Origin of the sequence: Nitratireductor aquibiodomus (genome assembly GCF_900105565.1) — a bacterium.
Lineage (GTDB): Bacteria > Pseudomonadota > Alphaproteobacteria > Rhizobiales > Rhizobiaceae > Nitratireductor > Nitratireductor aquibiodomus.
Genome location: NZ_FNSL01000001.1, coordinates 787220 through 806962 on the forward strand (window position 1 = coordinate 787220; position 19743 = coordinate 806962).

Annotated in this window: 17 protein-coding genes; 8 read left to right on the forward strand and 9 right to left on the reverse strand. The window is 62.0% G+C overall.

Annotation, left to right across the window (positions count from 1 at the left end):
- The first annotated feature begins 134 nt into the window (after positions 1–134).
- The 3 genes from BLW55_RS03735 (at position 135) to BLW55_RS03745 (ending at position 6705) form a co-directional block, all read left to right on the forward strand.
- Complete coding sequence (locus BLW55_RS03735; protein ID WP_090326788.1) at positions 135–602, forward strand: NUDIX hydrolase; 468 nt, start codon at positions 135–137, stop codon at positions 600–602.
- Between the two features lie 136 nt (positions 603–738).
- The gene (locus BLW55_RS03740) at positions 739–2274 is read left to right on the forward strand and encodes an inorganic phosphate transporter (protein WP_007006978.1); all 1536 of its coding nucleotides are present in this window, start codon (positions 739–741) and stop codon (positions 2272–2274) included.
- A gap of 681 nt (positions 2275–2955) precedes the next feature.
- Entirely contained in the window at positions 2956–6705 is a 3750-nt protein-coding gene (locus BLW55_RS03745; protein WP_090326790.1) for a vitamin B12-dependent ribonucleotide reductase, read from the forward strand.
- A 248-nt stretch (positions 6706–6953) separates the two neighbouring features.
- Here BLW55_RS03745 and BLW55_RS03755 read toward each other — a convergent pair whose 3' ends face one another.
- The 3 genes from BLW55_RS03755 to BLW55_RS03765 form a co-directional block, all read right to left on the reverse strand.
- Positions 6954–7241 (reverse strand): YciI family protein, encoded by a 288-nt coding sequence (locus BLW55_RS03755; protein WP_090326793.1) that lies wholly within the window; start codon positions 7239–7241, stop codon positions 6954–6956.
- Positions 7242–7254: 13 nt separating this feature from the next.
- On the reverse strand, positions 7255–7833 hold the full coding sequence (locus BLW55_RS03760) for a TetR/AcrR family transcriptional regulator (RefSeq protein ID WP_090326795.1): 579 nt from the start codon (positions 7831–7833) through the stop codon (positions 7255–7257).
- Positions 7834–7990: 157 nt separating this feature from the next.
- Positions 7991–8719 (reverse strand): class I SAM-dependent methyltransferase, encoded by a 729-nt coding sequence (locus BLW55_RS03765; RefSeq protein WP_090326797.1) that lies wholly within the window; start codon positions 8717–8719, stop codon positions 7991–7993.
- 306 nt (positions 8720–9025) lie between these two features.
- On the opposite strand from BLW55_RS03765, the gene BLW55_RS03770 reads away from it, so the two are divergent.
- Positions 9026–9604: a putative glycolipid-binding domain-containing protein gene (locus tag BLW55_RS03770; RefSeq protein ID WP_090326800.1), complete on the forward strand. Its 579-nt coding sequence runs from the start codon at positions 9026–9028 to the stop codon at positions 9602–9604.
- A 109-nt stretch (positions 9605–9713) separates the two neighbouring features.
- The gene (locus BLW55_RS03775) at positions 9714–10310 is read left to right on the forward strand and encodes a thermonuclease family protein (protein WP_090326802.1); all 597 of its coding nucleotides are present in this window, start codon (positions 9714–9716) and stop codon (positions 10308–10310) included.
- Positions 10311–10330: 20 nt separating this feature from the next.
- On the opposite strand, the gene BLW55_RS03780 is transcribed toward BLW55_RS03775, so the two are convergent.
- The 5 genes from BLW55_RS03780 to BLW55_RS03800 form a co-directional block, all read right to left on the reverse strand.
- Positions 10331–11497: a fumarylacetoacetate hydrolase family protein gene (locus tag BLW55_RS03780; protein WP_090326804.1), complete on the reverse strand. Its 1167-nt coding sequence runs from the start codon at positions 11495–11497 to the stop codon at positions 10331–10333.
- A gap of 63 nt (positions 11498–11560) precedes the next feature.
- A complete protein-coding gene (locus BLW55_RS03785; protein WP_177175011.1) occupies positions 11561–12154 on the reverse strand; it encodes a thioredoxin domain-containing protein in 594 nt (197 codons plus the stop codon).
- Entirely contained in the window at positions 12151–13518 is a 1368-nt protein-coding gene (locus BLW55_RS03790; RefSeq protein ID WP_090326808.1) for an ATP-binding protein, read from the reverse strand. The genes BLW55_RS03785 and BLW55_RS03790 overlap by 4 nt, the downstream gene beginning before the upstream one ends.
- Complete coding sequence (locus BLW55_RS03795; RefSeq protein WP_090326810.1) at positions 13515–14180, reverse strand: response regulator; 666 nt, start codon at positions 14178–14180, stop codon at positions 13515–13517. The genes BLW55_RS03790 and BLW55_RS03795 overlap by 4 nt, the downstream gene beginning before the upstream one ends.
- A 39-nt stretch (positions 14181–14219) precedes the next feature.
- A complete protein-coding gene (locus BLW55_RS03800) occupies positions 14220–14969 on the reverse strand; it encodes a L,D-transpeptidase (RefSeq protein WP_025031805.1) in 750 nt (249 codons plus the stop codon).
- 179 nt (positions 14970–15148) lie between these two features.
- Here BLW55_RS03800 and dsbD point away from each other — a divergent pair, with 179 nt between their 5' ends.
- The 3 genes from dsbD to BLW55_RS03815 are packed head-to-tail and all read left to right on the forward strand — an operon-like array spanning position 15149 to position 18368.
- Positions 15149–16945 carry a protein-disulfide reductase DsbD gene (gene dsbD, locus BLW55_RS03805; RefSeq protein WP_090326813.1) on the forward strand — a complete coding sequence of 599 codons (1797 nt, stop codon included), beginning with the start codon at positions 15149–15151 and terminating at the stop codon, positions 16943–16945.
- Between the two features lie 2 nt (positions 16946–16947).
- Positions 16948–17775 carry a TlpA disulfide reductase family protein gene (locus BLW55_RS03810; RefSeq protein ID WP_090326815.1) on the forward strand — a complete coding sequence of 276 codons (828 nt, stop codon included), beginning with the start codon at positions 16948–16950 and terminating at the stop codon, positions 17773–17775.
- Complete coding sequence (locus BLW55_RS03815; RefSeq protein WP_025031246.1) at positions 17772–18368, forward strand: DsbA family protein; 597 nt, start codon at positions 17772–17774, stop codon at positions 18366–18368. The genes BLW55_RS03810 and BLW55_RS03815 overlap by 4 nt, the downstream gene beginning before the upstream one ends.
- Positions 18369–18485: 117 nt before the next feature.
- On the opposite strand, the gene BLW55_RS03820 is transcribed toward BLW55_RS03815, so the two are convergent.
- Entirely contained in the window at positions 18486–19484 is a 999-nt protein-coding gene (locus BLW55_RS03820) for a glycoside hydrolase family 25 protein (RefSeq protein ID WP_025031245.1), read from the reverse strand.
- Between the last annotated feature and the right edge of the window lie 259 nt (positions 19485–19743).

Sequence of the window (19743 nt, forward strand, 5' to 3'; positions counted from 1 at the left end):
AGTTCGGCGGAAAACGTCCGCCCGGCGCGTGAATTTAGCGTAGAAACAGTTATTTGCAGGAAAGTCATGAATCCCGGCGCGATGTGCCCGGGCGAAGGAGAAGTACGATTTTCACTCACGGCACACGTTTGCGGTTGACCGAAACGGTTCGGCGTCTGTTCGGCGGCAATCCGCGTCGTGTGCAGGCCGCTGCCCTGCCGTGGCGGAAAACCCCGGATGGCAAACGTGTCGAATTCCTGCTCGTCACCAGTCGTGGCACCGGCCGCTGGGTCCTGCCCAAAGGGTGGCCGGAAGGTGCGGAAACGCTTTCCATGGCCGCCCAGCGCGAAGCGCGCGAGGAAGCGGGCGTCCGCGGGAAGCCAGGCGAAGGTGAAATCGGGCGTTTCTACTATCATAAACTCGACGGAACAGGCGTCGAGTGGCCCTGCGAGGTCGCCGTCGTTCCGCTCGAGGTGACGGAAGAGCGCGCAAAATGGCCTGAGCGCAAACAGCGGACCCGTCAGTGGTTTTCGCCGGCTGAGGCAGCCGCTGCCGTCAAGGAACCCGATCTGGGTGAACTCCTGATTCGGTTCGCGCACAATCCACGGGAAATCGCCGCCTGAACGGCCTTTTTTATCGTCAGGACTTGCCGCGCGGAACTTTGTTTCCTAACCGGGACCGGACTTCTTTGCGATATGCCGGCTTAACGGCACAGCACCGGCCGAAACTGGAAATGGCCCAGCCGAAACTGGAAATGGAATGAGCGACACCGCCACCAATCCGCGCAAGCAGACCCTCGACAAGGACCTCGACAAGCTGGTGCACGTCGAGGAGGCCACGACCACCGTCGCGCGCGGTCTGGTCGCACCGGGCCTAGGCCTTCTCTTCCTGGCGCTTACCGCCATTTTCGCCGCCACCTACACATTTGGTGAGCCGCGCGCGGTGATCATCATCGCCGCCGCCGCGATCGGCGCCTATATGGCGCTGAACATCGGCGCGAACGATGTGGCCAACAATGTCGGCCCCGCAGTGGGCGCCAAGGCCATGACGCTTGGTGGCGCGCTGCTCATTGCTGCCGTGTTCGAAAGTGCCGGCGCACTGATTGCCGGCGGTGATGTGGTCGACACTATCTCCAAGGGCATTATCGATCCGGCTGCCGTAGGAACGCCCGAGGCTTTCGTACGGGCCATGATGGCCGCCCTCATCTCCTCGGCACTGTGGATCAACCTGGCGACCTGGATCGGCGCTCCCGTTTCAACCACCCATTCCGTGGTCGGCGGGGTCATGGGTGCCGGTATTGCCGCAGCCGGCTTCTCTTCTGTCGACTGGGCGATGATGACGCAGATCGCAGCGAGCTGGGTCGTCTCCCCCGTTGTCGGCGGCGTCATCGCCGCCCTGTTCCTCGCTTTCATCAAGACCGCGATCATCTATCAGGACGACAAGATCTCGGCGGCGCGGCGCTGGCTGCCGCTCCTGATTGCCATCATGGCCGGTGCGTTCGCCGCCTATCTCACGCTCAAGGGGCTGAAAAAGGTCTTTCCCGTCAGCGGCACGGGCGCTGCGATCATCGGCTTCGCCTTCTTCGCCGTGACGTGGTTCCTGGCGCACCTCTTCGTGCATGCCCAGTCGGAGGGTCTCGAGAACCGCAACCAGTCGCTGCGCAGCCTTTTCAAGGTTCCCCTGGTCATCTCGGCCGCACTCCTCTCCTTCGCCCATGGCGCCAATGACGTGGCAAATGCTGTCGGCCCGCTGGCGGCAATCGTCTTCACGGTCCACGAGAGCACCGTCAACACCACCGTCACCATCCCCCTCTGGGTGATGGTCATTGGTGCAGCCGGCATTTCCATCGGCCTCGTTCTCTTCGGGCCCAAACTCATCCGCATGGTCGGTGAACAGATCACCAAGCTTAACCCCATGCGCGCCTTCTGCGTCGCGCTGTCGGCTGCCATCACCGTCATCATTGCTTCCGGTCTCGGCCTGCCGATCAGTTCCACCCACACCGCCGTTGGCGCGATTTTCGGCGTCGGTTTCTTCCGCGAATGGTATACGGCGCATTCGAAGCGCCGCCGTGCTTATCTTGAACGCAAGGGCGTGCGGCTCAAGGCGGACAACGGCGCCAGCGACGACGATGATCTGGAGATCGAACTGCAGAAGACGTCACGTGAGGAAATCGCCCGCCGCAAGCTCGTGCGTCGCGCCCATGTGCGCACCATCGTCGCCGCCTGGGTGACGACGGTTCCGGCAGCCGCCCTGCTTTCGGCTGTCATATTCCTGGTGCTTGATTTCGTCGCCTGACACCGTTTTTCTTCATTCGGCTTTTTTTGACGCGCGGTTTTTTCACCGCGCGTTTTTTCTGCTCCCTGCCCGCGCCAGATACCGGGAACGCTGGGTTTTGAAAACCGCAACAGTGTCCAGGAGGCTTCCCCATTATTCACATATGCGACACACAACATCTTGCGGTCATAAATGATCGAGACCCGACTCCTTGACGTGACGATACGAGTCGCCTTTTATGGGTTTCGCGCCTGCGTTCGTAAGGTGCGATTGGTCGGCGAAAACCCGGTCGATTTTCCAATTTTGTATTGAGTTTCCGAGACCTGCCCGAACAGAATTTTGGGCGGTGCGGTGCCGTTTGCGCCGTGAAAAAATCAAACGGGGGCGCGTGTGCCGAACTGGCATAAAGAAGCTGTTAACACTATATTTAGTGTCTTCAGATATTCTGCGCACCAGATAATGTGAATGTTATGTGACGTTAGCGTTGCATCGGCGTCAGGTTGGGGGCGGTTTCGCAGACTGCGAGACATCGCTTCAAGAGGGCCGTCTTCCCGGCCCGCCACGAGGCACCAACCTTCGGTAAAGGAGAGTCGTTCGTTCCGGCGAGCGGCAGTCGGCGGACACAGCGTCTGTGCGGTAAAAATGTGATGAGGCATTGACCGTTGCAGACACTATATTTGGATTAGGGGCGAAGAGGATAAAATGCGCATCGAACGCCGGTTCACAAAGCAAGGCCAGAGCCCATACGCGGAGATTTCCTTCCGCAAGGCCACAAGCGAAATCAAGAACCCGGATGGCTCCATTGTCTTCCGGCTGGAGAACATCGACGTTCCGGCGCAGTTCTCACAGGTCGCCAGTGACATTCTGGCCCAGAAATATTTCCGCAAGGCCGGTGTGCCCGCCCGCCTTAAGAAGGTCGAGGAGAACGACGTCCCCTCCTTCCTGTGGCGTTCAGTGGCTGACGAGGAAGCCCTGAAGGACCTGCCCGAGGATGAGCGCTATGGCTCCGAGACCAGCGCTGCGCAGGTCTTCAACCGTCTCGCCGGCACCTGGACCTACTGGGGCTGGAAGGGCGGCTATTTCAATGGCGAGGAAGACGCGCAGGCGTTCATGGACGAGCTGTGCTACATGCTCGCCACCCAGCGCGTTGCCCCCAATTCGCCGCAGTGGTTCAACACCGGCCTGCACTGGGCCTATGGCATCGACGGTCCCGGCCAGGGCCACTATTACGTCGACCCCTTCACCGGCAAGCTGGTGAAATCCAAATCGGCCTATGAGCACCCGCAGCCCCATGCGTGCTTCATCCAGTCGGTCGGCGACGATCTCGTCAATGAAGGCGGCATCATGGATCTATGGGTCCGCGAAGCACGCCTCTTCAAATACGGTTCGGGCACCGGTTCCAACTTCTCGCATCTGCGCGGCGAAGGCGAGAAGCTCTCTGGCGGTGGCAAGTCGTCGGGCCTCATGTCCTTCCTCAAGATCGGCGACCGTGCCGCCGGCGCCATCAAGTCGGGCGGCACAACCCGCCGCGCGGCCAAGATGGTCGTGGTCGATGCTGACCATCCCGATATCGAGGCTTATATCGACTGGAAGGTGAAGGAGGAGCAGAAGGTTGCTGCCCTCGTCACCGGTTCCAAGATCGCCAGGAAGCATCTCGACGCCATCATGAAGGCCTGCATCAATTGCGAGGGCGCCAATGATGATTGCTTCGACCCGTCCAAGAACCCGGCGCTGAAGCGTGAGATCAAGGCCGCCAAGCGCAATGCCGTGCCGGAAAACTACATCCAGCGCGTCATCCAGTTCGCGCGACAGGGCTATACCGATCTCGGCTTCAAAACCTATGACACGGACTGGGATTCGGAGGCCTATCTCACCGTCTCCGGCCAGAATTCAAACAATTCCGTCTCCTTGAAGGACGACTTCCTGCGTGCCGTCGAAGCCGATGGCGACTGGAACCTCATCAACCGCATCGACGGCAAGGTCGCCAAAACCGTGAAGGCCCGCGATCTGTGGGAGAAGATCGGCTATGCCGCGTGGGCGTCGGCCGATCCGGGTCTGCACTACAACACCACCATGAACGACTGGCACACCTCGCCGGCGGCGGGCCCGATCCGCGCCTCGAACCCGTGCTCGGAATACATGTTCCTGGACGACACGGCCTGCAATCTCGCATCGATGAACCTTTTGCAGTACCGCAACAAGGACGGCTCCATCGACATCGCGGCCTATGAGCACACGGTGCGCCTGTGGACCATGGTGCTCGAAATCTCCGTGATGATGGCCCAGTTCCCGTCCAAGGAAATCGCAAAGCTCTCTTACGAGTACCGCACGCTGGGTCTCGGCTATGCCAATATCGGTGGCCTCTTGATGACCTCCGGCATCCCCTACGATTCACCGGAAGGCCGCGCCATTGGCGGCGCACTGACGGCGATCATGACAGGTGTTTCCTACGCCACCTCGGCCGAAATGGCCGGCGAGCTCGGCGCGTTCCCCGATTATGAGCGCAATGCCGAAAACATGCTGCGCGTCATCCGCAACCATCGCCGCGCCGCCCATGGCCAGAGCGAGGGTTATGAGGGCCTGTCCGTAAACCCGGTCCCCCTCAAGGCGGACGAGTGCCCGCATGCCGACCTGATCGAGCATGCACGCGCCGCCTGGGACCGCGCGCTCGAGCTCGGCGAAAAGCATGGCTACCGCAATGCGCAGGCCACCGTCATTGCGCCCACGGGCACGATCGGCCTCGTCATGGACTGCGACACGACCGGCATCGAGCCTGATTTCGCGCTGGTAAAATTCAAGAAGCTGGCCGGTGGCGGCTACTTCAAGATCATCAACCGCGCCGTTCCGGAAGCGCTCCGCACGCTCGGCTATTCCGAAGCACAGATCGCCGAAATCGAGGCCTATGCCGTCGGTCATGGCAATTTCGACCAGGCGCCGTCCATCAACCCGACCAGCCTCAGGGGCAAGGGTTTCGACGACGAGAAGATCGCCGCCGTCAACGCCGCGCTCAAATCGGCTTTCGACATCAAGTTCGCCTTCAACAAGTGGACGCTGGGTGAAGATTTCTGCCGGGAGAAGCTCGGTTTCACCGACGAACAGCTCGACGATTTCTCCTTCGACATGCTGGCCGCCCTCGGCTTCAACAAGAAGGAGATCGAGGCAGCCAACATCCACATCTGCGGTGCCATGACGCTGGAAGGCGCACCGCATCTGAAGGAAGAGCACCTGCCCGTCTTCGATTGCGCCAACCCGTGCGGCAAGATCGGCAAGCGCTATCTCTCGGTCGAGAGCCACATCCGCATGATGGCCGCTGCCCAGCCCTTCATCTCGGGCGCCATCTCCAAGACCATCAACATGCCCAACGAGGCCACGGTCGAGGACTGCAAGGAGGCCTATCTCCTTTCCTGGAAACTGGCGCTCAAGGCCAACGCGCTCTACCGCGACGGCTCAAAACTCTCGCAGCCACTCAATGCCTCGCTCATCGCCGACGATGAAGAGGATGCCGACGATCTGGTCGAGGAGCTGGTCGCAGCACCAACCGCCGCTCAGGCTGCGGCGGTCTCGGAAAAGATCATCGAGCGCGTGGTCGAGAAAGTGGTGCGCGAGCGCGAGAAGCTGCCCAACCGCCGCAAGGGCTACACCCAGAAAGCGGTGATCGGCGGGCACAAGGTCTATCTGCGCACCGGCGAATTCGACGATGGCCGCCTCGGCGAGATCTTCATCGACATGCACAAGGAAGGCGCAGCCTTCCGCGCCATGATGAACAATTTCGCCATCGCCATCTCGCTCGGTCTGCAATATGGCGTGCCGCTCGACGAATATGTGGAAGCCTTCACCTTCACCAAGTTCGAGCCGGCCGGCATGGTCATGGGCAATGACGCGATCAAGAACGCCACGTCGATCCTCGACTATGTGTTCCGCGAGCTGGCCGTTTCCTATCTCGACCGGTCCGACCTTGCCCATGTGGACACATCCGACTTCACCAACACCGCGCTTGGCCGCGGCATCAATGAGGGCAAGGCCCTGCCCTATTCCAAGGGCCTGACCCGCGGCGCGCCGCTCAAGGTCGTTTCGGGCAAGTCCGGTGGCGAACCCAAGGGGTCATCCGGCAGCACGGTGCGTGCCATCTCCTCCGGAGCAACGGTGCATGCGCTGAAACCGGCGGTCTCCGAACTACAGGAAGAGGCCACCGCCTTCCGTCGTGACTATGAGGAGCGTGCGAAGGAACTGGCCGAAGAGGTGGCGCAGGACAACGACATCAACGATGTCTTCACCGAAGCCGCCGCTACGGAAGCCGCCGACGCCAAGAAGGTGGAAACCCACCGCCGCCAGCAGGCGATCATGCAGGGTTACACGGGCAATATGTGCTCGGAATGCCAGAACTTCACCATGGTGCGCAACGGCACCTGCGAGAAGTGCGACACCTGCGGCGCGACGAGCGGGTGTAGCTGAGGCGGTAGCAGCGACGCTCCAAGTGATTGAAACAAGGCCCGTACCTTAGGTGCGGGCCTTTTCTATTCGCGTAAAGCATCACCGGAATGGCATGGAGCCCCGGGGCAAGCCCCAATTCCGCAAAGCGCGTTCCATTCAGGATTGGTTTTCTCAATCAGGCCGATTTCCCATTGCCTAGCCCAGCGTTTCAGCGGTTTTCCCCGTTGAATGGCATCGCAACTGTCAAAACGCACCTGCCCGCCCTACCGCTACGCCGCCTTCGTAAACTCCAGCGCTGGCACCGTGCGCTTCGGGTCGATCTCATAAGTCTCCGCTCTCACCACGCCATGCTCCACGAAGGGATCGGCGGCAATGCGCGCATCATGGGCCTCGCGGCTCTCGCCATGAGCAATCACCGCGCCGCCGCCCTCCTGCAAGGAGCCGACGCTCAGGAACACACCATCGGCAAACCCCTTGGCGATCCATTCATTGTGGCCAGCCATGAATTCCCCAGCGGCGCTTCGGTTCTCGGCAAACTTCAAAAGCGTCACAAACATGCGAAGAAACTCCTCAATTCGACAATGATGCAATCCGGCCGTCGAGCCAGCCGGTAATGTCCGCCACTTCCCGGCGGATGAAATCTCCGTCCTTGAACGCCGTGGCGAGCGACGCCACGCCCTGCGACCAGGCCAGAACATGCAGCGCCCATTCCCACGCCGTCTCATCCGCGCCCAGCGCCCTGAACTGCTCTTCAAGCCAATGGGCAAACAGGCCAAAAATCTCCGCCGCCCGCTCCTGGTGCACGTGGTCGAGCTTGGCGAGTTCGGCGCATAATGTGCCAACCGGGCATCCATGGGCCATGATCGGAGCACGGTTGGCGATCAGAAGTTCAATGAAGGCAACAATCCGCTCGCGCGGTTTCGGAGCCTGCGCTTCCCACCCGTCCAGCATTGTCCTGGTGCGCTGAAGCCGCCGGTCTATGACGGCATTCAGAATCTCGTCCTTGGTCTTGAAATAATAGTAGAAATTGCCTCGGGAGATGCCGGCCTTTACGGCAATGTCCGCAAACGACGTCGCCTCAAACCCGCCCCGATAAAACAGGTCATCAGCGATTTCGATGATGTTGTGGCGGGTGGAAGCAGCAGCCATGAAGACCTCGTTGCAAGTGGTTTTGCATGATTAGGACAATTGTCCAAATCATGCAAGTCACCGCAGTGCCAATTCCAGAAGCGAGAAACCTGTCTGATTGAGCTGTGGCACTGTGGCCTTGCAGAGTGGCGCCCGCCCCCCTGCGCACGCCACTCCCTCACCGCTGCGCCGAAACCAGAAGCATCATCGGCCGCTCCAGTTCCTCGGCCAGTTCCGGCATCTGCGCAATCTGCGCATCGGTCGGTGCGAACTCCCTGATTTCGCGCAGCGCAAATCCCGTGCCGATCAGCGCGTTCAGCGTCGTCGCCATGGTGCGGTGGTATTTGAGCACGCCCCTGGCGAACCAGTCGGTGCGCCGCTCCCCTTCCATTGCATAGCAATTGACCGGCCAGGTTTTGTGCCCGTCTTCGTCCGGCAGCCAGCGCGGCCGCATGGCCGCCATGAAAACCGGATGTTCGATGGTGAACACGAAATGCGCGCCTGGTGTCAGCGCTCCGTGGATCGTCCGCACCAGCCGCTCGAAATCACGGATATAGTGAAAGGTCAGCGCGCTGAACGCGAAGTCGAACGCCCCTCCGGGCAGCTCAAGCGTCTCCAGGTCGGCGATCCGGTAGTCGATGGCCGCATCGTCAGTGTCGGCACGCGCCCGCGCGATCATGTTCTGCGAAACGTCGAGCCCGAGAACGCTCCGCGCGCCGGCCTCGCGCAGATAGCGTGAGGCCCAGCCAAACCCGCATCCCAGATCAACGACACGCCGATCCGTCACATCCGGCAGCATGGCAGCGATGGCCGGCCATTCCGGCGCGCCTGCCAGCCCGTGTACCTGCCGTGGAAGCTGGCTATAGCCTTTGAAAAAATCGGAATTGTCATAGATGTTCTGCGCCATTGATTGTCTCCATTTCTCAAAAATGGACGGGGCACAGATTTACGCACAAAACCCCGTCCGCGTCGCGGCGAGGCTGCAGGAGTATGATCCGCGTCTTTTTCTCAGCGTGTTTCAGGCTCCGGCATCTCGCCCTGGAAGATGCCGGCCAGCCGGGAAACGATGTGCGTGTCCTGCTCGATCATGGCCATTCATATCCTTTGCCGGTCCCGCACTGTCAAGAGATGCAACCCGCGCGGCCACCCGTTCTTGCGATCCCGTGCGAAGCCGATAGTCTCACCGCGCAGTGCAGGCTCCCGGAGGCATCCGATGCGAAACTCGGTCGAACAATCCATGCAGCTTTTCTGGCGCCGCACGGATATGGACGGGCTGGAGCGGCTCACCCTTTCCATCCGCCAGCAGGGCGTCGAGGCCCGCTCCACGGTCCTGTGTCTGGAATCCGGCGGCTGCCGCATAGACTACAGCTGGACGCTCGACGCCGCGTGGCACACGCAGAGCCTCACAGTTGAACGCTGGAACGGCGAGGGTCATGGCCAGTTGCATCTCGTGCGCGCAGGAACCGGCTGGCGGGTAAACGGAGCGCCCCGCCCCGATCTTGACGGGGCCGCCGAGCCGGACCTTTCCGTCACCCCGTTCTGCAACACTCCGCCCATCCGCCGCACGCCGGCCACGCCCGGCGAACACCTCACGCTCGACACCGCCTTCATCGACGGACCGGCGCTCACAGTCGCGCGCTCACGTCAGCGCTATCTGCGTCAGGGTCCGAATGCCGTTCATTACATCGATTTGGGATTGTCGAGTGGCTTCGAAGCAGACCTCACCGTGGACGATTTGGGTCTCGTCATCAGCTATGAGCATCTCTTCCAGCGCATCGCTCCGCCCGGCTGAACTGCGCCAGCGAGAGCAATACGCGTCAGAGCGCAATTGTTAAAATTCGCTCCCGCAACAAAACCCCATCTTCAGATGCGTTTGATGAACTGCCGCCAGGGAGCGGACGATGGCACGCATCTACAACTTTTCCTCAAGGTCAGGCGGAAGCAACAGTCCGTGGCGCAAGGGCTCAGAGCGCACCGGCAGGCGCAAAGGCTGGCCAGTGCGCCCGTTTCAGGTTTTGAAAGAAGGGTTTGGACTGATCACACTCGCCCTCGTCACCGGGTGGGCGGCGGCACATTATTCGGTCATTCCTACCGACAGAATCTCGAACCTCCTCACGGACTCTCGTTCCGAAAGTCACCCCTTCGTTGTCCGCTATTTCCCTGTCTGTGCAAGCGGGAAACGCCTCAACTGTATCGTTGATGGAGATACGCTCTACATCGATGGCGAGAAGATCAGAATGACCGGCTTCAATACGCCAGAGCTCTTTTCGCCCCAATGCGCCCAGGAAGCCCAGCTCGCCCGCCGCGCCCAGCGCCGCTTTCAGCAGATGGTCAATGCCGGCCCGTTTGAGGTCCGGCGCACGAGCCTGCGCGACCGCGATGTCTATGGCCGTAAGCTCAGAAGCCTCTACCGCAATGGAAAACCTCTCGGCGATCAGCTCATCGCCGAGGGTCTCGCCCATCGCTGGCGCGGCTTCAAGGAATCCTGGTGCTCGTAATTATTCAGGCACACCTCTCCTCACCCAAGAAGTCCCCGCCCGGCTAGATTGCGCATCAGCGCCGCCGCTCCAAAAGCCCAGGGAGGGCAATCGGTGGAAAGCCGCACCGTGTTTGTCAGCGCGCCAAGCCCCGGGCTCGAAATCGTCACCTGATCGCCTACCCTGTGCGTAAACCCCTCACCGGGCACGTCACGGTCCTGCGTCGGCGCAAACAGCGTGCCCAGGAAAAGCATGAACCCGTCGGGATATTGATGGTGCCGCCCGCAGGTCTGCGCCACCAGATCGAGCGGATCGCGGCTGATTTCCGCCATCGAGCTCTTGCCTTCAAGCACGAAACCATCTTCGCCCGTCACAAGAAGGTCGAGTTCCGCGCCCCGCACATCGTCCATGCCATACCCGTCGTCAAACAGCCGGATGAACGGCCCGATGGCGCAGGAGGCGTTGTTGTCCTTGGCCTTGCCAAGAAGCAGCGCCGAGCGCCCTTCCACATCGCGCAGATTGACGTCATTGCCGAGCGCCGCCCCCTTCACCCTGCAAGAACTGTCCACCGCCAGCACGATTTCGGGCTCCGGGTTGTTCCAGTTTGAAACCGGGTGAAGCCCGATTTCCGCTCCGTGGCCGACCGAAGACATGGGCTGTGCCTTGGTAAACACCTCCGCATCCGGCCCGATACCCACTTCGAGATATTGCGACCACACGCCTTCCGAAATCAGCGCCCGCTTCACCGCTTCGGCCTTCTCGGATCCCGCCTTCAGGTCACGCAGGCTATCGCCGATGATCGCCTGGCACCGCTCGCGGATCGCCGCCGCCTTCGATGGGTCGCCCGCCGCACGTTCCTCGATCACCCGCTCGATCATCGAGCGTGCAAAGGTCACGCCGCAGGCCTTCACCGCCTGCAGATCGTTGGGCGCGAGCAGATGTGCGCGCGCGCTGCCCGTGGTGTTGGCAGGGCGCTCTGCGGCAATCGCGTCGAGCGTGCCAAGCCTCTCTCCGCCTGCCGCCCGTTCGCGCGCATAGCCCGCCGGATCGTCCATCTCCAGAAGATCGCGCATGGTCGGCGCCTCGGGTGACGTAATGTCGATCAGCGCTCCGTCCCGGAGCACACAAAGCGCTGGTCCCGCCACATCCGGCTTCCAGACCCGCCCGACAAACACACCTTCTTCCGGAAAACCTGCCGCTTGCACCATTTCGCCCCTCCCGGCCTCTCATGAAACCGTGCCTGAATAGCAGAGATGCGCATGCACTGCGCCCTAATTTTCGGATCGCGCCAGTGCCACCGCCGCCTCGATCTCGTCGGCGGCGAGGAGCCGCCGGTAAAGCCGCTTCCCGATCAGGAATGCAGGCGTTCCGGCCAGATTCAGCGCCTTCGCATGCGTTTCGTTGCGGGCAATCAGGGCGTCGATCCCTGCAATATGCACATCAAGCACATCGCGCACATCGCCGGCATCCGCGCCAGCGCTGGCGAGCGCGTCGTCCACTCGGCCATGCGTCAGCCCGCCCTCTATGGCCATCACCGCGTTGTGCGCTGCTTCATAAGCGCCAAGGGCAGCCGAAGCATGCACCATGCGCGAGGCATACCAGGCCAGATCGCCGTTGATCGGCCAGTCCTTCATTGTCAGTCGCAGATTACCATCAGAGCGCACAATCTCCTTGAGCGCAGGATGGATCGCTCTGCAGGAGGGGCAGAGATAATCGAAGAACTCGGCAATCGTCACATCGCCGGCCGGGTTTCCCAGCACCTGAAGAGCCGGGTCGCGCACGATCTCGTCAAGTCCGGTCGCCGCTCCCGCCACACCGGGCACAAGGGCCGTCGCTCCAGCCAGAAATCCACGCCGGGAGATCACGCACCCGCCTCCACCGCGCGCACGGTCAGAACGGCGCGCAATCCACCGCCGCTCCGGTTTTCAAGCCCGAGCGCGCCGCCGATGCGTGCCATTGCCGCCTGCGCGATTGCAAGACCCAGTCCACTGCCGGTCGCCGAGCGGTTTCGCCCACGCACAAATTTCTCCACCACAGTGGAAATCTCGGCTTCCGGAATGCCCGGCCCCTCATCTTCAACCACGAGGCGCACGTCGCGGCCGGCTTCCTCCACCCGACACACAACCATGGAATTTTCCGGCGAATGGTTGAGCGCGTTCTCGATCAGGTTGCGCAGCGCGAGCGAGAGGAAATGCGGCTCGGCAAGGATCAGTGCATCCTCCCCGTCTCCGCCTTCGACTACGAGACGCGCCCCGCCTGAAGGCAGGGGCAGTTCCGCCACGCTCTGCTTCAAAAGCACCTGCGCACGCACCGCCTGAAGGTTAGGCGCAGCATCGTTCGCCTCGAGTGCGGTGATATCCAGCAACTGCTTCACGAGCCGGCTGGTGCGGTCAACGCCGGCTGTAATCTGCCGCAGCGCATTGGCATGAAGGGCGGGATCGTCACTTGCAAGCGCAATCTGCGCCTGCGTCTTCACGCCGGCCAGCGGCGTTTTGAGTTCATGGGCGGCAAAGGCGGTAAAACTGCGTTCGCGGTCACGCGCATCTTCCACCCGTTTGAACAGCCCGTTCAGTGCACTCACCGCTGGCGCAATCTCCTTGGGCAGATTACCGGCCTGCAGCGGGCGCAGATCGTTTGCCGCACGCTGCGACAGCGTGTCTGCCATATCACTCAGCGGCGAGAGGCCACGTCGCACCGAAACAAGAATAACGCCCGCCAGAAACGGCAGGATCAGAAGCGCGGGCACCACCAGCCCCGTGATCACGTCACTAACGAGGCTTTCGCGGATCTTCAGGCTGTCACCCACCATGACGCGCACGCCGAGCCGTTCGTTTTCCACGGTAAAGACGCGCCAGCGCTCACCCTCCACATCCGTTTCGGAAAACCCGTCCACGACTTCGCTCAGCTGCGTTGTTGGCGCATTCTCCGAACGTCCGACAAGGCTGCCCTCCAGCGTCCATATCTGGCACGAGAGTTGCCGTTCATAGGGGCGATGGCTGTGCTCGAATTCGCCCACCACATGGCTGGCTGTCCCCTCTTTCAGCCCCACCTCGATGCGGTGGTCGGAAAGAAGCGAATTGACCATCCGCGCCGCCTCCATCAGCCGCGCATCCAGCACCCGCTCCACCTCGGCCTGCGTGCTGAGATAGATCCAGCCGACCGCGAGCAGCCACACCAGCCCCGTCGAGCCCATGAGGATCAGGATCAGCCGAGCGCGGATAGATCTCATGCGTCCGTCTCCCGGAGACGGTAGCCCACCCCGCGAACGGTGCGAATGAAGTCGGAGCCAAGTTTGGAGCGCAGTTTGTGGATATGCACCTCCACGGCGTTGCTCTCCACCTCTTCCTGCCAGCCATAGATCGATTCTTCGAGCGCCGGTTTGGAAAGAATGCTCTCCGGCCGTTCCATCAGCGCCGCAAGAAGCGCGAATTCGCGCCGCGTCAGGATCACCGGATCACCGTCGCGGGTCACCGACTGGTTCGCCGGATCGAGCGTCACGCCGCCCCAGGCAAGCGTCGCGCTGGAACGGCCCTTGCCCCGGCGCACCGCTGCACGCACGCGTGCCGACAGTTCGTCGAGGTCAAAGGGCTTTCCCACATAATCGTCTGCACCAGCGTCCAGCCCGGTAATCCGGTCGGGAACCTGATCGCGCGCTGTCAGAAGCACCACCGGCGTGGCATCGCCCCGCCGGCGCAGATCCGAAAGCACGTCGAGGCCGGAGCCATCCGGCAGCATCAGATCGAGCACGACCCCTTCATAGGCCTGCGCGCTGAGTGCGGCGAAAGCGTCTTCGCAGGTGGCCACGGCATCAACAGCAAAGCCGGCAAGCCCCAGCCCCACGGTCAAACCGTCCAGAAGCAGCGGATCGTCTTCAACCACCAAAAGTCGCATCGCACGCGTCTCATTCGCATTGGCAAGGGGCGGAGCCCGTCAGGATACCAGAAGATGCTGCATCTTCGGGTCGGGTATGACGACAATTGGGCTGCCGTCCCTTACATTGTCATGCAGGTGAATCACATCCTGGTTGATCAAGCGGATACAGCCAGACGAAACAGCCTTGCCGATGCTCCACGGCTCCGGCGTGCCGTGAATGCGGTAAAGCGTGTCCTTGCCATTCAGGTGGATATAGTGCGAACGCGCACCGAGCGGATTGCGCAGGCCCGGCGGCATGCCGCCATTGGCGATGCTGTAGGGCTCCAGTTCCGGACGTCTCGCCACCATTTCGTTGGGTGGTGTCCAGCGCGGCCATTCGCGGCGATAGGCCATGATCGCCCGTCCCGCCCAGGAGAACCCGTCACGCCCGACGCCGATGCCATAGCGCGTCGCCCGGTTCGGCCCGGTCACATGGTATAGATACCTGTTCGGCGTATCCACGATCAGCGTGCCCTTGCGTTCGCTGGTGGGATAGTCCACCTCCCTGCGCCACCAGCGCTCGTCCAGATGGCTGATGTCCACTTCGGGAATGGGAAAACGCTCATTGGGCATGGCGTAATACATGGGTGGAACGACGCGCCTGGGCTTGGGCGGCTCAACCACTTTGGGAGCCTCGGGCTTCGGCTTCGCAACGCAGCCCGAAACCGCCAGCGCGCTCAACCCGGCCAGAAAGCCACGCCGCCCCAATCGCGCTGAAACTGCAGAGTGTCCAGCGTCCGTATGTCCTTCGTTCGGCAGTTCGGACATACGCATCCGGACGCCCATGCCCGCGCGAAATTGCGCCATTCTGAAAACTCCTTGCTGTTTTGCCAGCCGCCCAAACAACACCCACCTTAAGGCTGCCTTAAGTTGAAGCGTTCAATCCGCCTTCCGAGATCCGCCATGAGCGCACGCTCCCGGTGGCCCACACGATTTGAAGTGACCGAATGAAGACAATCCTGATCGCGCTCGCGGCTTTCCTCTCCGTCAGCTTTGCGCCCGCCCCCACCTCGGCCCAGACCGCCAGACCGCTGCCGGTCGAAGAGGCCTTCACCCTTGAGGTCTCGCGCACGCAAGACGGCACACTGGCCCTCAACTGGCAGATCGCCGAAGGCTATTACCTTTATCGCGATCACATCGGCGCATCGCAGGATGGCGCGGAACTGCCGCTGGAAACCAGCCCCGGCATCCGCAAGGACGACCCCACATTCGGCCTCTCCGAAGTCTATTACGATCAGGCGAGCGCACATCTTGCCGAACAGGTCTTCGGCACATTCGACGTCACCTTTCAGGGCTGTCAGGATGGCGGCATCTGCTACGCACCGGAAAACCGGCAGGTAAACGCCCTTTCGCTTGCCGTCATCACACCGGCGGCCCCACAGGCTGCAGCGCCCGTGGAATGGGTCACGGAAGAAGCACCCACCGCCAGCGAAGACACCGGCTTTGCGCTTGCCGAAGATGACGGGCTCATTCAGTCGCTGCTCGGTCGCGGCGGCGTTCTTCTCGTTCTGGTCAGCTTCCCGCTCTTCGGCCTGCTTCTCGCCTTCACCCCTTGCGTCTTTCCCATGTATCCCATCATGGCCGGCGCACTGGCGCGCGAGGGCGACCGGCTCACCGCCTGGCGCGGCTTCGAACTCTCCTCGATCTATGTGATTGCGCTCGCCTCGGCCTTCGCGCTTCTGGGCGCTGCCGCCGGCTGGTCCGGGCAAAACCTGCAGCTCGTTCTGCAATCGCCCGTCACGATCGGCATTCTGTCCGCGCTCTTCGCCGTTCTGGCGCTTTCCATGTTCGGCCTGTTCGAGCTGCAATTGCCCACCGCATGGACAAGCTGGGTGGCAAACCGCACGGGCGGGCTCAGTGGGTCGCGCCGCTCCGCCGCCATTCTCGGCTTCTCATCCGCCCTCATCGTCGGCCCCTGCGTCACCGTTCCGCTCGCCGGCGCACTCCTTTACATCGCCCAGACCGCCGATGTGGCTTTGGGCGCGGCAGCCCTTTTCGGCCTTGGCATCGGCAAGGGCATCCCGCTCATCATCATGGGCACGCTTGGCGGCAAGGCCCTGCCGCGCGCCGGCGCATGGATGGAAAGCGTCAAGCGCGTGTTCGGCTTCGGTTTCCTGGCCACTGCCATCTGGACGGCAACGCCGCTCTTCCCCGCCGGCCTCGATCTCGCGCTCTGGTCCGCCCTTCTGATCGCCATCGCAAGCTTCGCCTTCAGCGCAAAGATCACCGAAACGACGCCGCTCGCCGCCGTCCGTTCGGTTGGCGCGCTGTCGCTCATCTACGGCATCATCCTGATGCTGGGAGCCGCGTCCGGCGGCACCGATCCGCTCAAGCCGCTGGCCCGGATCGCCGAGCGCAGCGAGGCATCCGCCCCCGCCCGCGACCTCGCCTTTGCGCAGACCGGCTCCATCCCCGAGCTCAAGGCGCAGCTCGCCAGCGCCGGCGACGCACCCACCCTCGTCTATTTCACCGCCGACTGGTGCGTCACCTGTCGCGTCATCGAACGCTCGGTCCTGCCGGATGCCGGCGTGATCGACGGTCTCGACGGTTTCCAGCTCATCAAGGCCGACCTGTCGGACTTCAACGACGAGAACGCAGCTCTCATGAAAGCCCTTGAAGTGGCAGGCCCGCCCACCATGCTCTTCTTCGACAGCGCAGGCCGCGAGGTCGCCGGCACCCGCCTCGTCGGCTCCGTCACGGTTGAAAACCTGACCGGCTCGGCCAAAACCGCAGAGGCGCTCTGATCATGAATGCCGTTTCACTCGGGCCACTCGTCCTTGCGGCAGACCGCTTCGCCGTCGTGCTCGCCATCTTCGTCTTCCTCATTGTCACCGGCATCATGGCCCGCAAGGTGGATGACCGCTTCAACGCCTGGTCCTGGTGGGCGTTTCTCGGCGGCATCATCGGCGCACGCATCGGCCATGTGCTCATCAACATGGAAAGCTTCATGGCCGACCCGCTGCGCATTTTCGCGGTGTGGCAGGGCGGCTTTTATTGGCCAACGGGCGCGGCCGCCGTCATTGTCAGCCTGCTCGTCATGCTGCCCACCGGCCGCCAGCGCCTCTGGGCGGTCCTGCCGCTCGCCCTTTCCCTCATCGTCTGGAACACGACATGGCAGCTCACCGGCGGCACCGACCCGCTCGCTGTCCCGGATCAGGCCTTTGAAACGCTGGAGGGCAATGGCTACCGCCTCGAAGAGCACAAGGGCACGCCGCAGGTGGTCAATCTGTGGGCGACATGGTGCCCGCCCTGCCGGCGCGAAATGCCCATGATGGCCGACATCGCCGCCTCCACGGACGACGTCACCTTCGTCTTTGCCAATCAGGGCGAAGGCCGCACGGCCATCCAGCGCTATCTCGCCGCCTCCGGCCTCTCGCTCGACACGATACTGGTGGACCAGTTCAGCGACCTTTCGCGCTTCTACAGCGCGCCCGGACTGCCCGCCACGCTGTTCATCGATGCCGATGGCGTCCTGCAACATGCGCATCTGGGCGAAATCTCACGCGAGGTGCTCATCGGGAAGATCGAGAATCTCAGAACCAGCATCAGCCCATCAGGAGACACAAGGCCATGATGAACCGCCGTACCCTGCTCGTCGCCGGCGCAGCGACGCTCGTCACCGCCGCCGGACCGGCCCGCGCCCAGCTTTACCCGACCGTCGAAGAGGTTCTCTTCGACCCGGAAATCCCGGTCATCGGCAATCCGGATGGCGACGTCACCATCGCCGAGTTCTTCGACTACCAGTGCCCCTATTGCAAGCGCGGCCATCCGGACCTGCTGGACGTGGTGCGTGAAGACGGCAATGTGCGGCTGGTGATGAAGGACTGGCCCATTTTCGGCGGCCCGTCCGTCCACGCGGCAAGCCTCGTCCTCGCCGCCGGCCCGGACTATGAAGCCGTCCACAATGCGCTGATGGCCACACCCGGACGACTAACGCAGGACGAGGTCGACGAGACACTCTCCGCCGCCGGCCACGACCCGGAAAAACTCCTGTCGAACTTCAAGAAGGATCGCCAACGCATTGAAGGGATTCTCTCCCGCAATATGGAGCAGGCCAATGCCTTCGGCTTCAACGGAACGCCGGCATTCCTCTTCAACACCAAGATGCACTACGGTGCGATGCGCCGGAATGACATTACCGCAGCCATCGCCGAGGCCCGTGGCTAAAGCAATTCCAGCAAAAGTGGGAACCGGTTTTGCGTCCGGAACTGCGCAATACAAAAGCACAGCAAAAGAAAGGGGGGCGTGAAGCCCCCCAAAAATGCAATCATCAATTTTCGGCGTTCAGCCCGCCACCTTCCCGACCCAGCGCCACCAGGCGCTTTCATTGCCGTGGAAGACGTTCAGGTCGATCTTGCCGTCAACACCCTGGCTCAGTCCCGATCCCGAATACTGCCAGAACACCCAGTCACGGCCCGGATAGACCTTCGAGGGATGCTCGGCCACGGCGCGCAGCCAGAACGGATGGTTCGGGAAAGCCCCCTTCAGATTGTCTTCGTAAAAGTCCGGCGCGGTGTAGATGATCGGTCGCTGGCCGTAATGGCGCTCCAGTCGGTCGAGGAAGACCTGCATCTTCTCCAGCACTTCCGCGCGTGACGGTTTCCACTTGCAGCTCGACTGGTGGTTCCACTCCACATCCAGAACCGGAGGCAGCGCGCCCTTCACCTTGGGCACATTGCGAATGAACCACTCTGCCTGGTCGGATGCCCTTCGGCACCAGAAGAAGAAGTGATAGGCCCCGCGGCGAATGCCCGCCTTGGCGGCCCCGTTCCAGTTCGTCTTGAACATCGGATCGATGTGGTCGATGCCGTCGGTCGCCTTGATGTAAGCGAAATTCGCGCCACGCGAACGCAGCTTCACCCAGTCGATGTCGCCCTGCCAGCGCGAAACATCGACACCATGCACCGCATGATGCTTTGGGGTGACCTTGCCGAAATTGATGGGATGCGCATCGCCGAACCGGCTGCGGTAGACCGTGCCTTGTGCTGCGGTTTTCGGGCGCAGTGTCGGCTTCGGCGGTGTGATCATCGCCACCTGTTCAAGCGCCGGCGTGGAAACGCGATCGGGTTCGGCAATGGCCGTCATCCCCGCATCGCTCATATGGCCAGTCTCCACTTCCGCAATCGCTGCACCCGGCACGCTGGCATCCGGCCTCACGATGGAACTGGTGACTTCACGCGACGGCGGATCGATTCTGAGTGCAGAATCGATGCTTGGACCGCCCGTACAGCCGGTCAGAGCGAGTGTGAGAACGACAGGTCGAAGGAACGCAGGAATACGCATATACGATCTGCAAGGGTTCGAGGAATTTGAAGAACCCGGCGCCCATTTCACCGGGGAATGCCCAGCGATACCGTAAACTTACCAATAAAGTTTGAATCAACCTGTTAACCACGCTGCGGGGATAATCCTCTGGTCGTCCGTCACCGCACGTCCCGCAATTTCGGTAGAGCGCATTTTTTTGACGGTCATTTTCTCCCCGCTCATCAAACCTGCCCTATCCTTCTCCTTGCCCATCTCGTGGGAACGCAGGTCGCGACGG